The organism is Ruania albidiflava DSM 18029, assembly GCF_000421225.1.
Taxonomy (GTDB): domain Bacteria; phylum Actinomycetota; class Actinomycetes; order Actinomycetales; family Beutenbergiaceae; genus Ruania; species Ruania albidiflava.
On sequence record NZ_ATWL01000036.1, the window covers coordinates 1 to 15,075 of the forward strand.

The following is a 15,075-nucleotide window of genomic DNA, read 5'->3' on the forward strand; positions in this document are numbered from 1 at the left end:
CCAGCGCTTATCCCGAAGAGGAGGGCAGGTTACTCACGTGTTACTCACCCGTTCGCCACTAATCCCCAACAGCAAGCTGTCGGTTCATCGTTCGACTTGCATGTGTTAAGCACGCCGCCAGCGTTCGTCCTGAGCCAGGATCAAACTCTCCATACAAAACCTATCAACACCACAACCCACAAACAGGCCACAGCATCAACAAATCATACGAAAAAATCCTGACCAAACAACCACCCCCACAAAGCACAAAACCCCATGAGAGCAGCCATCCAACCAAAAAAACTGGCATCAATCACTACAAACACACTGTTGAGTTCTCAAACAACGAACGCACACCGACTTACCGCGTCTTTCGACCGGCTCGCCTGAGGCTGCCGTTCCATCTTACCCCAGTGACTGAGTGCCACGCACGGTGGCTCTCTTCTCTGGCGCGACTCCGGAGGTGCTAGGCATCTCCGTTCCCGCTGATGGGCTGCACTGCTGGGTGTTGGCCACCGGATCGGTGTCCGTTCCTCCCTCGCAGGGCAACGAGTGATTACATTACGCATCCTCGGGGCGCGGGTCAAATCCTGACCGTGGTGTGCTCGGCCACGTCGGCAGCGCGCTGGCGGTAGCTGACGACACGGCTCGAATCCGCGAGATCCTGCGGTTCTCACCGGGTACCCGGGAGCTGCACGGCGCGCCAGCATGGCCATGGAGGCCGCCTGCAGGCTGGGGCACCGGTCAAGTTGTGGTGCACCACACACCGGTTCCACCAGCTACGCGAGGGCCAGTCGCTCTCGGACAACCTCGCTCAGGCTGCCCGCCTCGCGTTCGGCCTGGTCCTGGGTGGCAGCCTCGACCATGACCCGGACCAGCGGTTCGGTGCCGGAGGGCCGCAGCAGTACACGGCCGCTGTCACCCAGCCGTGCCTCCGCTGCTGCCACGGCCGCGGCGAGCGGTTGGTCGCTGGCCACTCGCGTCTTGTCCACCCCGGGCACGTTCACCAGTACCTGAGGGAGTCGGGTCATCACGGCACCGAGCTCGCGCAACGGACGCCCAGTGGTGGCGATCCGTGCTGCGAGCTGGAGGCTGGTGAGGACACCGTCGCCGGTGGTGGCGTGCTCGGCGAGGACGATGTGGCCGGACTGCTCGCCGCCCAGGCTGTGCCCACCAGCGCGCATCGCTTCGAGCACGTACCGGTCCCCCACCCCGGTCTGCACGATCTCGATCCCCGCCTCGCGCATGGCCAAGGTCAGACCGAGGTTGCTCATCACGGTGACCACGAGCGTGCTCTGAGCCAGCTTCCCTGCCTCGTTGAGCCCGATGGCGAGGATGCCCATGATCTGGTCACCGTCGACGAGCGCTCCGGTGCTGTCCACCGCCAGGCAACGGTCGGCGTCCCCGTCGTAGGCGACCCCGAAGTCCGCCCCAGAGGCGACGGTGACGGCTTGGAGCTGTTCGGGATGGGTGGAGCCGCACTGCTCGTTGATGTTCCGGCCGTCCGGGGATGCGTTGATCACCACTACGTCGGCACCAGCGGCGCGCAGGGCGGCGGGACCCACCTCGCTGGCCGCGCCGTTGGCGCAGTCGACGGCGATGCGCAGCCCGCTCAGGTCGGCGTCGATGGTGCTGAGCAGGTGCTGGACGTACCGGTCACCAGCCTCACCACGGTTCATCGTGATCGTTCCGACCTCGGCACCGGTGGGCAGGTCCCACGACGCGTCCAGGTCTGCTTCGATCTCGTCCTCGATAGCGTCGTCGAGCTTGACGCCGCCACGGGTGAAGAACTTGATGCCGTTGTCGGCCATCGGGTTGTGCGAAGCGGAGATCATCACCGCCAGGTCGACGTCCTCGGCACCGGTCAGGTACGCGACCGCAGGTGTGGGCAGGACGCCGAGATCCTCCACGTCCACACCGGCGCTCGACAGGCCGGCGACGACCGCCGCGGAGAGGAAGTGGCCGGACAGCCTGGGATCCCTGCCGACGATGGCCCGCGGTCGAGGACTGCTCAGCCGGCCCTTCGAACCGAGCACATGCACTGCGGACGTGCCCAGCTGCAGCGCCAGAGGTGCGGTGACCTCTCTGTTGGCCAGCCCTCGTACGCCGTCGGTCCCGAACAGCCGTCGACCCATTGTGGTGCCTCTCTTGTTGTCGCTGCCTGTCAGCAACGTCTGCGTCGTCCGTCAGCTGGAGTGCCTGGATACGCAATCGGCCCCGCCGGACGCAGTCCGAACGGGGCCGATGATAGTGCGCAGATCAGCGCTTGGAGTACTGCGGGGCCTTACGCGCCTTCTTCAGACCGGCCTTCTTCCGTTCCGTGGCGCGCGCGTCCCGGGTGAGATACCCGGCCTTCTTCAGCGCGGCCCGGTTGGACTCGGCGTCGATCTGGTTCAGCGCGCGGGCGATCGCCAGGCGCAGGGCACCGGCCTGGCCAGAAGCGCCACCACCGTTGATGCGGGCGACGACGTCGAAGCGGCCTTCCAGGTCCAGCAGGGCGAACGGTGCGTTCACCAGCTGCTGGTGCAGCTTGTTCGGGAAGTAGTCCTCCAGGGTGCGGCCGTTCACCTTCCAGGTGCCGGTGCCGGGCAGGAGGCGCACACGGGCGACGGCCTCCTTGCGGCGGCCCAGTGCCTGGCCGGGGGCAGTCAGGGAGCTGCCTCCACCGGTCGGCGCCTCGCTCTCGGAGGTGTAGGTGCTCGGGGTGTCGCCCTCGAGCTCCTCGATCTCGGCTGTGGTCTCGGACACGGTTCTCCTCAGTTCAGTTTCGCGTCAGTTCGCTTCGGTCTGCCGCGTTACTGCGCGACCTGGGTGATCTCGAAGGTCTGCGGCTGCTGCGCACTGTGGGGGTGCTCAGCGCCGCGGTAGACCTTCAGCTTGTTCATCTGGGCGCTGCCCAGGCGGTTCTTCGGGATCATTCCCCGGATTGCCTTCTCCACGGCCCGCACCGGGTTCTTCTCCAGGAGCTCGGCGTAGCTGGTCGCCTTCAGTCCACCCGGGTAACCCGAGTGACGGTAGGCAATCTTCTTGTCTCGCTTGGAGCCGGTGAGCGCAACCTTGTCCGCGTTGATGATGATGACGTAGTCACCACCGTCCACGTGCGGGGCGAAGGTGGGCTTGTGCTTGCCCCGGAGCAGCGTGGCGGCATGGCTCGCCAGCCGGCCCAGGACGACGTCGGTAGCGTCGATGACGTACCAGGTGCGCTCGGTATCGCCGGGCTTGGGGGTGTACGTACGCACGGTCGTAGTTCCTCTGCTGGTCTGTGGCGCTCGTCGCCGGCTGCGGACTGGTGTCCGCGCCGTCGGAGACGAACCCCTCGGTCACTTCAACGTTGGTGAGCGTCCTCCAGTCACGCGATGCGGTGAGTGGGAGGCACCGGCCAGCGAGTGGACGCACAACGATTCACCAGACTACTCCGGCCGCGGCAGTACGGTCAAAGCATCCGGCAGAGGTGGTGGCGCGATATTGGTCACGTTCCTCCGGCTGTCCGGGGCGGTCAGCCGTACCATCCCCTGCTCGTGCGAGCCCAGCGACCGCGTGCGACCGTGGAGGCATGAGCTCCACCGACGACACCAACCCAGGTCCCGCGCCGGACTCTGACCAGCTGCCGCTCGAGGACACCCTCGAGGACCGCGGGGCTGAGGACCGTCTGGACGAAGGTTACTCGCCGCCGGAGCGTCCGCACCGGCCCCGCTGGGGTGAGACCGCCTATGAGGAGGCTGTTGGCGAGCCGATGGACGACGAGCTCGCACAGGAAGAGCCAGACGAGCCCGGACCGCCAGATCCAGTCCGGCAGGCCGACCGGGCCGGCCGCCTCGAAGAGGGCGAGCAGTCCGACGAGGCTGATGACGTCGGCGTAGCTGGCGGCGCTGCGACCGCGGAGGAAGCCGCCGTGCACCTGCTCGACGAAGACGGTCAGCCACCGGAAGACGCCGTCACCCCAGAGGAGACCTGAGAGTCAGCTGGGCAACGTGCGCACGGCGCGCGCCTGGCGGGCTCGGACCGCGTAGTCCTGCTCCCCCGGGTACCCGACCTCCTCCAGGGTGAGGCCTGCGGCTGGTGCCACCTGCACAGCGGAGTCCCGCACGCCGGCGTGCAGCACCGCTGCCGGCCACTCGACCGGGCGACGGCCCTCCCCCACCGCCAGGCAGGCACCGACGAGGGCACGCACCATGGAGTGGCAGAACGCGTCCGCGCGCACGTGAGCGACGACCAGTCCGTCATCAGCCCGCTGCCAGGTGAGCTCCTGCAGGGTGCGGATAGTGGTGGCTCCTTCGCGCGGTCTGCAGTAGGCCGCGAAGTCGTGCTCTCCGGTGAGCAGGTGGGCCGCGGCGTTCATCAGCTGCTCGTCCAGGCTACGGCGGTGCCAGAGCACGCTGGTGTGGCCGAGCGGGTCGCGGGTGGTCAGTGTGTCGCTGATCCGGTAGGAGTAGCGGCGCCAGAGAGCGGAGAACCGGGCGTCGAAAGTCTCAGGAACCTCGCGCACGGCGTGCACGACCACGTCTTCGGCCAAGACCGCAGCCAGCCGGTAGGCGAGGGCGTCGGCCGGCGCCCGGTCGCTGCGCCCGGGTGCTGCCTCCCAGCGGTGGATCGGCAGGTCCACGTGGGCTACCTGACCACGGGCGTGCACCCCGGCGTCGGTGCGTCCGGCCACCGTCAGTCTCGGCGAGGGATCTATGCGAAGGACCTGGCCCAGTGCGTCCTCGATCTCCTGCTGCACCGTGCGCAGGCCCGGCTGGCGAGCCCAGCCGGAGAATGCAGTGCCGTCGTAGGCGATGCTCAACCGCGCACGCACGAGAGCCGCGGCCCCACCCGCGTGCTCGGCCGGCTGCGCTCCGGCGCCCTCGTTCTGGCCCACGACCCACAGTCCACCACATCCGGGCGGTAGTGGTGCCCGAGCGCCGGAAGGACCGACGAGATGGTGCACCGGTACCGGGACAGGAGCGCGACCAGGCGTCGTTAGCGCACATCCTGCGCGTGGACATGCAACGCTAGGCGCCATGTTGACCCTGGTGCCGCGGTTTCAGGATTATGCGTGGGGTTCGTGCGAGGTCATTCCGGACTTCCTCGGCCACCCTCGCACCGAGGTTCCGGTGGCCGAGGCGTGGTTCGGGGCTCATCCGAGCGCGCCTTCGGGTACCGATGCGGATGTGGACCTGCGCGCGTACCTGGCGCAGGCGCCTGAGCAACGGTTGGGCTCGGATGTGGTGGCTCGCTTCGGGGGGCAGCTGCCGTACCTGTTGAAGCTGATCGCTCCGGTGCAGCCGTTGTCCTTGCAGGTGCACCCGAACCTGGAACAGGCGCGAGCCGGCTTCAGCCGAGAAGCAGCGGTAGACATCCCGCCCGAGCAGCGCAACTATCCGGATGCCAACCACAAACCTGAGCTGATCTACGCGCTGACCACCTTCGAGGCGGTGTGCGGGTTCCGGGCACCGCGACGGGCCGCGGAGCTGCTCGCTGGGCTGTCTGCTCCGCTGGCGGGTGAGCTGTTGGTGCTGCTGCGGGACCAGCCGAGCGCCAGTGGTGTGCATGCGGCGTTTGCCGCCGTGGTGCAGACCAGCTGTGCTGACCGAGTCGCGCAGGTGGTGGCTCAGTGTGCGGCTCGGCTGGCGGCCGGACAGTCGCCCTCACCGCGCACCGATGCGATCGTGGCGCGCCTGGCCGAGAGGTATCCGGGCGATCCTGGGGCGGTGGCCGCACTGCTGCTGAACCCGGTGACGTTGCAGCCCGGTGAGGTGATGTTCGTGCCCGCCGGGTGCGTGCATGCCTACCTCAGCGGCTTCGGGGTGGAGGTGATGGCCAACTCAGACAACGTGCTGCGTGCCGGTCTGACCGCCAAGCACGTAGACGTCCCGGAGGTGCTGGCCACGATCGACTCGGTGGCGGCACCACCGATTCGGATCGCCCCCGAGATGCTCACCGAGGCCACCGGGGTGTTCTACGCGCCCGTGGATGACTTCGAGCTGTCCCTGACCAGGCTCCTGCACGACCCCGGGCGGCCCATCCCCGGCCGAGGCCCACGCGTGCTGCTCAGCCTCGAGGGCACACCACAGGTCACCACCACCACCACCCAGACCCTCGACCTGCCCCGCGGCCAGGCGGTGTTCATCGCCGCCGACGAGGGCCCGCTCCAGGCAACCGGCACCGGCACCATCGTCCAGGCCGACGTCCCCTGAGCAGAGGCAGGCGCACCGAGGTCGTCACTCTCCCAGGCCGCTGACCACGTCCGGGCGGTATGGTGCCCGGGTGCAGCAGACCCCGCCCACACTCGCCGTCGACTGCGGTGGCGGCGGCATCAAGGCCTCAGTTCTCGATGCCGCGGGGACGATGCATGCCCAACCGGTGCGGGCAGCTACGCCGTATCCCCTACCACCACAGCGCCTGGTGTCCTTGATCGGCGACCTGGCCGGGAAGCTGCCGGAGGCTGGCCGGGTGACCGTGGGTATGCCGGGGATGATCCGGCACGGGGTGGTGGTCGCTACACCGCACTACGTCACCAAGGCTGGTCCGCGCACCCGGGTGCTGCCCGAGCTGGTGGACGCCTGGTCCGGGTTCGACATGCGCGCGGCGATCGAGCGCGAACTTGGTCTGCCTGCGCTGGTGCTCAACGACGCGGAGGTGCACGGGGCCGGTGTGGTAGCCGGGGCCGGCTTGGAGCTCATGCTCACGTTCGGCACTGGCTTGGGTAACGCGATCTTCGACGGCGGAGTGCTGGCTCCTCATCAGGAGCTCTCCCAGTCTCCGGTCCGGTGGGGGCTCACCTATGACGAGTACGTCGGAGAGCACGAACGGCTTCGGCTCGGGGATGCGATGTGGTCCCGCCGGATCCGTCGAGTCGTGGAGGCGCTGCGACCGGTCTACCTGTGGGACCGGTTGTACCTGGGCGGGGGCAACTCCCGCCGGCTCACCCCACAGGTGGTGGAGAAGCTCGGCGACGATGTGGTGATCGTGCCGAACAGCGCTGGCATCATCGGCGGTGTGCGGGCCTGGTCGCTGCAGGTCTGACGCGCGCAGTCAGCGACGCGCTCACGCTGTCTCTCCGGCGGCCCCGGACCCACCGGTCCGGCATCTGCAGGCTCTCTCCGTGTCACACGGCGTCTCTTCGTCTCGTCTTAGGGGTGTAGCGGAACCACTGAGGAGAGGTGTTGACGATGCGGGTGTTCGTTGCTGGTGGGAGCGGGATGCTCGGCCGACGCTTGGTGCCGATGCTGGTGGCGGCGGGATACGGGGTGACCGCCACGACCACGTCCGCGGCCAAGGTGAGCATGCTGGAGGAGCTGGGAGCGCGGGGAGTGGTGATGGATGGGCTGGATGCAGCCTCGGTCGGCGAGGCGGTGGCGCAAGCCCGACCTGAGGTGATCGTGCACCAGATGACTGCGATCGCAGGTACACCGGACATGAAGCACTTCGACCGCTGGTTCGCGACGACCAACCGGTTGCGCACCGAGGGCACTGACCACCTGCTTGCTGCCGCTGAAGCGACGGGGGTGGGCTACGTCGTCGCGCAGAGCTATGCGGCCTGGAACGGCTTCAGGCAAGGTGGATGGGTGAAGACCGAGGACGATCCGCTGGACCCGACGAGCACGGGTGAGGCAGCCGCGGCGATCCGCCACCTGGAGACAGCGGTGCGCGCAGCGGATGGCGCCGTGCTCCGGTACGGCTCGTTCTACGGGCCGGGAGCGATCGACGACCAGGTCGAGCTCATCCGGCGGCGCCAGTACCCGATCATCGGTAGCGGCGGCGGACACTGCTCGTGGGTGCACTTGGACGACGCAGCCCAGGCAACGGTCTTGGCCGTGCAACGACGGGTCCGGGGCGTGTTCAACATCGTTGATGATGATCCGGCACCGGCCAACCAATGGCTGCCGCACCTCGCCTCCTCGGCAGGAGCGAAGCCACCGATGCGGCTCCCAGCCTGGCTCGCCCAGCCCCTCGCTGGCAGCACAGCAGTGGTGATGATGACCCAGGGACGAGGCTTCGACAACGCCAAGGCGAAGCGAGAGCTCGGCTGGCAACTGCGCTACCCGTCCTGGCGGCAAGGGTTCCGGGCGGAGCTGGCGTGAGTCGGGTCGAAGTCTTCGAACAGCTGCGGCCGCTGCTGTTCTCGATCGCCTACCGGCTCCTGGGCAGCGTGAGCGAGGCCGAAGATGCGGTGCAGGAGACCTGGCTCCGATACGCGGCCACCTCTGCCGAGCCGGCATCGGCGAAAGCGTTCCTGTCCGCGACGGTGTCCAGGATCGCTATCGACGTGCTGCGCTCCGCGCGGGTACGACGCGAGAAGTACACCGGGCGATGGTTCCCGGAACCGCTGCTGGACGACCCGTACCAGGACCCGGCACGTTCGGCCGAGCTGGCTGACTCGGTGTCGATGGCTGCGCTGATCCTGCTGGAGCGGCTCAGCCCGCTCGAGCGCGCGGTCTTCGTGCTGCGCGAGGTGTTCGGGTTCACGTACTCCGAGGTGGCGTCCGCAGTGGGACGTTCCGAGGTGGCCTGCCGCCAGCTCGCGGTGCGAGCCCGTCGTCACGTGGACGCCGGACGGCCTCGGTTCGAGGCGGACCGGCGCGAACGGGACGAGCTCGCCGAGCGGTTCTTCGGCGCGTTCCGCAATGGGGACGTCGACGAACTGCAGGCGCTCCTAGCCGGCGATGTGCAGCTTATCGGCGACGGTGGTGGCAAGGCACCGTTGTGGGGTAACGGCGTCTTCGGTTCCCAGAACGTGGCCCGCTTGCTCACAACCTTTGGTGCCTCCTTCCTGTGGATCGGTGGCACTGTCCAGCCGCAGCACGTCAACGGCCAGCCGGGCGCGGTCGTGCGCGACCGCGAGGGCCACGTCATCAATACCTTGGCGCTAGACATCCTTGACGGCCAGGTGCAGACCATCCGTGCCGTGCTCAACCCGGACAAGCTCCAGCACCTCGGTCCAGTCGGGGACGCCTATGCGGTGCTCCGCGAGGCGAACCGGTCCCGCCGACAGGCGATGCCCTCGCCGCCCGGCGACTGACATCTCGGCTCGCTGGGGCGTGCGTTCGTCGACGGCGCAACAAAGGTACGCAGGCCCACTCTTCAGATTCAGGCTGCGGAACTGAGGGCAGGCCATCCCTTCGCGCTCTCATTCCCGAAGTCGAGACGAGTGCGACACAGTACCCTCTCAGGTACATACCGCCGACGTGAGAAGCGGCTGACCGGTTGCGGCAAGAGCACCAGCGGGCAGAGTCGGGCGGTCCGTCTGACAAATTAGGAGCGTCGTGCCGGAAGGGACCGCAACGACCTACGCGATAGTCATCGTCAACTATGGCGACCCCTCGTTGATCGCGGAGAACATCGGTACCGACATCGATCGGGACGGCGATGCTCTGGTCGTCGTCGTTGACAACTTCTCCACGGAGCGCGCGCGGTTGCGGACTCGCGCCCTGTGCCGTGATCGCGGGTGGCTGTTCGCATCTTCGTCGAACGACGGTTTCGGCGCTGGCGTCAATCGGGGGGTCGCAACCGCACGGTCTCGGGGCGCTGAAGTGTTTATCACGCTGAATCCGGACGCAGTCGCCTCCGCAGACGTTCTGCGTGCGCTTGCCCGGCATGTCATAGAGGAACCACGCGCCCTGGTCTCGCCCTTCATGGATACGAGCAATGGCCGACCGCACTTCCGTGGCACGATGATCAACTGCCGAACGGGACAAATGCGGCGCGGTTGGTCCGAAAATGACGACGACCCCCTGTGGAAGAACTGGCTCAGTGGCGCATGCTTAGCCTTCAGCGGCGAGGCATTCGATCTACTCCAGGGGTTCAGCGAGGACTACTTCCTCTACTGGGAGGACGTCGACATCTCACGTCGGGCTGTAGAGCGCGGGCTGCGACTCGCGCTCAGGCCAGACCTACTTGTGACACACGATGAAGGCGGTACGCAAGGAACTGGCAACTCACGCACGAAATCTCCCACCTACTACTACTACAACATCCGTAACCGTATGCTGTTCGGCCGCCAGCAGCTGCAAGGCTGGAACTGGGCTCGGTGGGTGCTGGCCTCCCCACGACAATCCGCTCTGATCTGGATGCGCGGGGGACGTCGTCAAGCGCTGACGCACCCCCGCGGCCTCGCGGCAGCCGTCCGCGGGTTGTTCGCCGGCGCCGTGCAACTGACTCACCGACCAGGTCAAAGAAGAACTGCCCCGCGGAGAACGCCTGCGGAAGGTCGCAGCTAAACGCGTCCCCCTAGACCAAACGCGCACCAACTCGTCTACCCGCCACACCGGGCGATGGATGGCAGAGCGAATCAGAATGTTACCGACAACACCTCTCGATCCGAGTAGATCAGATTCATGGCGAGGTTCCCGTGAGAGTTGATTACGTCGATTCCCTCCCGTACACACAGGGGAAGATCAGGTATGTGATCAGCGAGGCACCCCCGCGTTGATCGCGAAAGACACACGCATAAATCACTGCGTAGACCATACAAGCCCTATCTGCCCCGCTTCTCTCGAGGCCTGAGGCGCGCGTATGGTGAAACTTCAATTCCTAGGCAGCCCGCGAAAACTCCTAGGCCTCTGGCAACTCTGCTTTCGCCTTGCGCCCTACGTCCTAGGTCACGCATAATCCAACCCGCAATGGCTAGCCCGATACCCTTGACGACCTGACCTGAGCCGACAAGCAGCCACCGCGCCATACATCCGACTCGCGCGAGGGCCGAACCTTCGAGTTCGCGATCAACTCGCACATGCGATGACGCCTGCGCGAACTGTCGCGACAGATTGAAGCGACGCGTGTTCCTCGCTGCTGGCACTAGGTCATCGACAACCGCCTCTGCACACCAGACCATTTTACCTCCAGCGCGGGTCAACTGACCGGTGAACAGAGAGTCCTCACCGCCGGTCATTCCAAAGCGGAGGTCAAAACGGAGACCCAGTTCCCGAACTCGGTCCATGTCAAGAAGAAGATTGTTGGTCGCCGCACGCTGCATAGCGGTGCCTGTTGCCCTCCCCGTACCCCGCTGACCGAGGTAGTACCCACTCGCCCTGACCCATGGGTCTTCGTCCCCTTCAAAGATGGCGTGCACCGGACCACTCACGGCGTCGGCGCGATATCGGCGATGCGTCTCAAGGTGAGAAGTGAGCCATCCTTCGTGGGGCAGCTCATCATCATCCAGCAAAATCAGCACGTCGCTGTCTTCAGCCTCGTCGAGAATCCTGTTGCGCGCGTGGCTGATCCCTGGGCGAGCCTCGATCACATATCGAACCCGACTATCGTGGACTATCGACTCGACGACGCTCCGCGCACTACCATCTGGATCATTGTCGACCACCACGACCTGGAATGTCGTGGTGGGTCCGACAGCCGCAGGTGCGGCTGCAATCTGTTCCATGAGCCGCTGGAGGAGTTCAAGCAACAGTTCTGGCCGCCGATATGTTGCCATTCCGACGACGACGCTCTGAGTTGCACGCATCGTTGCCTCCTCTTGGACTCCGAGCGGGCCGTCTCCCGACGTACCCTCTGACTTGCGGACACTCTGGCATAGATCCTATGCGTCGCCGAACGTCCGGACGCCTGCTGACACATCTACTCGTCGCCTCATGATGGGAACGGCCAACTGGGTCCCGAGTTGGCTCATACGGGTGTATGGGTCAAGGGTGGAGGGGCTGTGACCTGCGGTGATGGGTGATTTTGCTGGTCGGTTGGGGTACTAATCGGGGGTGGGTAGCCTCTGCTTGTGGCCTATATCCGGAACGTGAGGACGGCCTCGGGTGCGGTGGCGGTGCAGGTGGTGGCCAAGCGTCGGGGCCGGGTGGAGGTGCTGGAGCATCTGGGCTCGGCGAGCACTGATGCGGAGCTGACGCTCTTGCGCCGGCGGGCTAGGGAGGTGCTCCAGGGCGAACAGCTCGCACTGGAGATCGAGGTTCCGGCCCTTGAGCCTGGGCTTGCTGATGTCGCTGACTGGACTGGTCGTGGCGGCCCGAAGGTGAGCGGGATAGAGCATCAGGGTGGGAGGGGGTCGGGTAAGACGGTCGGTACCGCCTCACGGTTGCTGTATGAGGTGATCGGCACCGTGTTCGACTCCCTCGGCTTCGATGCCCTGAGGGATGGGGTATTTCGTGATCTGGTCATCGCCCGGATCGTGGAGCCGACCTCCAAACGCGATGCCGTTCGGGTGCTGAACGACCTGGGCGCCAAGGCCCCGAGCTATGCCACGATCAAGCGCCACCTGCAGGCGGTGATCGAGGAGGACTACCGGGCCCAGATCGCCCAGCTCTGCTTCGCCCACGCCCAGGCCAGCGGGGACATCAGCCTCGTGCTCTTCGACGTCACGACCTTGTATTTCGAGGCCGAGGCCGAGGACGACCTGCGCAAGGTGGGCTACTCCAAGGAACGACGCGTCGATCCACAAATCGTGGTCGGACTGCTCGTAGATCGGGCCGGGTTTCCCCTGGAGATCGGCTGCTTTGAGGGCGATAAGGCCGAGACGCTGACCCTGATCCCCATCATCGAGCAATTCGTCGACCGTCACGACCTGGCCGACTTTGTCGTCGTGGCCGATGCGGGCATGCTCTCCCAGTCCAACCTCAAGGCCCTCGATGAAGCCCAGCTGGGCTTCATCGTCGGTTCACGGATGACCAAGGCCCCCGGAGACCTGGCCACGCACTTCCACTGGGCCGGTGATGCCTTCACCGACGGGCAGATCATCGAGACCATCACCCCACACCGGGCCAGGGCCGGCAGTACCCGGCCGCGGCCGGTACGCACCGAGCCGGTCTGGGACCCGGGCACCCATCCGGGGCACTGGCGCGCCATCTGGGCATACTCGGCCAAGCGAGCCGCCCGGGACGGGCGCACCCTGACACTGCAGGAGAACAAGGCCAGGGCCGTCATCGATGGCGAGAAGCCAGCACGCAAGCCCCGGTTCGTCAGCGACCGCGGCGGACACTTGAGCCTGGATGAGAAGGCACTGGCCCGGGCGCGCCGGCTGGTCGGGCTTAAGGGCTACGTCTGCAACATCCCCGCCCACCAGATGCCCGCCAGTGAGGTCATCGGCTCCTACCACGATCTGTGGAACGTCGAGGCCTCCTTCCGGATGTCCAAGTCCGACCTGGCGGCCAGACCGATATTCCACCGCGTCCGTGATTCCATCGAGGCACACCTGACCATCGTCTTCACCGCCCTGGCCGTGGCCCGCGAGATGCAACGGCGCAGCCAACAATCGATCAAAGCGATCTGCAACCAGCTCCGGCCACTGCGCTCAGCGACCCTGACCATCAGCGGACACACCCAGACCTTCCCGCCCGAACTCAACGACCAGCAGAAACGACTCATCAACGACCTCACCCAACCGGGACACTAACGATGAGCCAACTCGGGCCTCATGATGGGAACGGCCAACTGGGTCGCGCACATCGAGTCACACGAGAGCCCTGTGAAACTCCGGAGGGGACGCGATCAGCCGAAGAAGGCACCCGCCTTGAGGTAGCGACGATCCTCAAGATTCCGTGCCTCGTCTGGAGCCGTGTTTGTCGATTTGGCCTGCCTCCAGCTTACGGCGACTCCAGCGAGAAACCAGAGCATCACTCCGAATTGCGTTATGAGCGCCACAGCGAACAGAGCAGGCACCTGCGCGGCTACGGCTACCGCTGCAGGCGAGGAGTGGGCACGGCGGAATGCGGGTAGAGCCGCGAGAACGAGGATCACCAACAGCAGAAGCGCTGGCACCCAGCCGAATCGGAGCGCGAAGAGCAAGGCTGCATTGTCGATGGAACGCGCAAATGAGCCCAGATACACATCGTCGATCACCACCGACCAGTCGGTGGCCCCACCGAACGGCCGCAACTGGCCCACTAGGGAGAAGAGTTGACTTCGGTAATCTGCGCTTCCCGCAGCCTCTTCGCCCGCTCGCAGCAAGATCGTCTCCACGAAGGGCACCACGATCAGTGCTGCCAGCAAGGCACTGGCGGCTAGCCCAAACCGAAGCGCACGACTCAACTGCGGAAGCACGACAAGGCTCAGCACAATCGTGAGCACCAGGGTCGCCATCCCGATCCGGCTCAGAGTCAGAACCGTTGCGGTTGAGACTACGGCCAGCCCCAGCACGCGTACGGCACCTGACCAACGAGCAGCCATGATGAATGACGACGACATGGACAAGGCTGCGCCTAGCGCGATCGAATGTCCCCACGCACCCTCGGCCCGAAGGCTTCCGCCGCGGAATTGTGGTGGGCTCCACTCCGCATAGAGTTCGGGACTTAGCGCAGGGATGGCGCTGAAGACGTTCTGTCCCGAGAGCACCTCGACTATGGCAAGTGTTGCCGCGACCATCGCGACCAGCGCGATCAACTTTGTCAGGTACTCCGTGTCCAGGTTGCTAAGAACTATGCGGCCCCAGATATAGGGCAACGTCCACTCAAGCAGCGCAGTAAGGGTAGCCGCGAGGCTCGCCATATCAAGAGTGAACAGCAGTAGAGCAAGCGCAACGAACAACAACATCAGGATGTCTGCGACGATTATCCTCAGGTTCTTGATGTTGGCAGCCAGGGCAGCAAGGGTAACCAGAGTGATCGCCGACCAGAAGAACCCGACGGTGACGCCGACCCACACGGGGACGAAGAACAGCACGGACGCCCAGACGGCAAAGGTCAACCGCGGGCTCGCGTGGAACAGGAGGAGGGTGACAGCACCGGCGCACGCTGCCAGCGCCACAAGGATCAGCTCACTGCCGCCCACGGCGCCCTCACTGTCTGTGCTGCCACTTCCCTGCCTGGGTCACGAATTCTACCCAAGGTCTTCGGCTTGGAAATTGTCGACGCTGATCAGGCCAGCACCATCCGCCGAACCGGACCGGTAGGCGTATACCCCCACCCCTCCGGCCGGCAAGCCAGCAGAATCCTCTACCTCGGACTGCCACGAAGCCGGTTCCTGGCTACCCGCCTTCCAAAGCTTCGCGGAAATCGTCGTGGACGATTCACCCGTCACCTGCGTCTGCAGAGTGAAGCTGTCGCCAGCCTCCCACGACACTCCCGACAGAGGCGTCGTCTGAAGCACCGCACCGCCACGCTGCAAGACCAACCACACATCGCCATTACCACGCAACCACGCCAGCACCATGTACGCATCGGACCC

At 65.8% G+C, this 15,075-nt stretch carries 13 protein-coding genes, 1 rRNA gene and 1 pseudogene; 7 read left to right on the forward strand and 8 right to left on the reverse strand.

The window, feature by feature from the left end:
- From K338_RS0119015 to rplM, 4 genes are all read right to left on the reverse strand, one after another.
- A 16S ribosomal RNA gene (locus tag K338_RS0119015) occupies positions 1 to 156 on the reverse strand; the annotation flags it as partial.
- Between the two features lie 602 nt (positions 157 to 758).
- A complete protein-coding gene (glmM, locus tag K338_RS0119020; protein WP_022919732.1) occupies positions 759 to 2,114 on the reverse strand; it encodes a phosphoglucosamine mutase in 1,356 nt (451 codons plus the stop codon).
- A gap of 124 nt (positions 2,115 to 2,238) precedes the next feature.
- Complete coding sequence (gene rpsI / locus K338_RS0119025) at positions 2,239 to 2,727, reverse strand: 30S ribosomal protein S9 (RefSeq protein ID WP_022919733.1); 489 nt, start codon at positions 2,725 to 2,727, stop codon at positions 2,239 to 2,241.
- A gap of 47 nt (positions 2,728 to 2,774) precedes the next feature.
- The gene (gene rplM, locus K338_RS0119030) at positions 2,775 to 3,218 is read right to left on the reverse strand and encodes a 50S ribosomal protein L13 (protein ID WP_022919734.1); all 444 of its coding nucleotides are present in this window, start codon (positions 3,216 to 3,218) and stop codon (positions 2,775 to 2,777) included.
- A gap of 314 nt (positions 3,219 to 3,532) precedes the next feature.
- On the opposite strand from rplM, the gene K338_RS24080 reads away from it, so the two are divergent.
- Positions 3,533 to 3,934: a DUF5709 domain-containing protein gene (locus K338_RS24080; RefSeq protein ID WP_022919735.1), complete on the forward strand. Its 402-nt coding sequence runs from the start codon at positions 3,533 to 3,535 to the stop codon at positions 3,932 to 3,934.
- A 3-nt stretch (positions 3,935 to 3,937) separates the two neighbouring features.
- Here K338_RS24080 and truA read toward each other — a convergent pair whose 3' ends face one another.
- A complete protein-coding gene (gene truA / locus K338_RS0119040; protein ID WP_022919736.1) occupies positions 3,938 to 4,837 on the reverse strand; it encodes a tRNA pseudouridine(38-40) synthase TruA in 900 nt (299 codons plus the stop codon).
- Positions 4,838 to 4,979: 142 nt separating this feature from the next.
- Here truA and manA point away from each other — a divergent pair, with 142 nt between their 5' ends.
- The 5 genes from manA (at position 4,980) to K338_RS25355 (ending at position 10,178) form a co-directional block, all read left to right on the forward strand.
- Positions 4,980 to 6,155, forward strand: a complete 1,176-nt coding sequence (gene manA, locus K338_RS0119045) for a mannose-6-phosphate isomerase, class I (protein WP_022919737.1) — start codon at positions 4,980 to 4,982, stop codon at positions 6,153 to 6,155.
- Between the two features lie 70 nt (positions 6,156 to 6,225).
- Positions 6,226 to 6,984: an ROK family protein gene (locus K338_RS0119050; RefSeq protein WP_022919738.1), complete on the forward strand. Its 759-nt coding sequence runs from the start codon at positions 6,226 to 6,228 to the stop codon at positions 6,982 to 6,984.
- 146 nt (positions 6,985 to 7,130) lie between these two features.
- The gene (locus K338_RS0119055) at positions 7,131 to 8,042 is read left to right on the forward strand and encodes an NAD-dependent epimerase/dehydratase family protein (protein WP_022919739.1); all 912 of its coding nucleotides are present in this window, start codon (positions 7,131 to 7,133) and stop codon (positions 8,040 to 8,042) included.
- A complete protein-coding gene (locus K338_RS0119060; RefSeq protein WP_022919740.1) occupies positions 8,039 to 8,980 on the forward strand; it encodes an RNA polymerase sigma-70 factor in 942 nt (313 codons plus the stop codon). Before K338_RS0119055 ends, K338_RS0119060 begins: the two co-directional genes overlap by 4 nt.
- Positions 8,981 to 9,224: 244 nt before the next feature.
- A complete protein-coding gene (locus tag K338_RS25355) occupies positions 9,225 to 10,178 on the forward strand; it encodes a glycosyltransferase family 2 protein (RefSeq protein ID WP_084481503.1) in 954 nt (317 codons plus the stop codon).
- Between the two features lie 257 nt (positions 10,179 to 10,435).
- Here K338_RS25355 and K338_RS26665 read toward each other — a convergent pair whose 3' ends face one another.
- Positions 10,436 to 11,416, reverse strand: coding sequence for a glycosyltransferase family 2 protein (locus K338_RS26665; protein ID WP_084481505.1), 981 nt, complete (start codon positions 11,414 to 11,416; stop codon positions 10,436 to 10,438).
- Positions 11,417 to 11,680: 264 nt separating this feature from the next.
- Between K338_RS26665 and K338_RS0119070 the strand changes: the two genes are divergently transcribed.
- Positions 11,681 to 13,306 (forward strand): IS1634 family transposase, encoded by a 1,626-nt coding sequence (locus K338_RS0119070; protein ID WP_022919742.1) that lies wholly within the window; start codon positions 11,681 to 11,683, stop codon positions 13,304 to 13,306.
- A gap of 95 nt (positions 13,307 to 13,401) precedes the next feature.
- Here K338_RS0119070 and K338_RS0119075 read toward each other — a convergent pair whose 3' ends face one another.
- Together K338_RS0119075 and K338_RS0119080 are read right to left on the reverse strand one after the other, a co-directional pair.
- The gene (locus K338_RS0119075; RefSeq protein ID WP_022919743.1) at positions 13,402 to 14,679 is read right to left on the reverse strand and encodes a hypothetical protein; all 1,278 of its coding nucleotides are present in this window, start codon (positions 14,677 to 14,679) and stop codon (positions 13,402 to 13,404) included.
- A 48-nt stretch (positions 14,680 to 14,727) separates the two neighbouring features.
- Positions 14,728 to 15,075 (reverse strand): annotated as a pseudogene (locus K338_RS0119080) (PKD domain-containing protein); the annotation flags it as partial.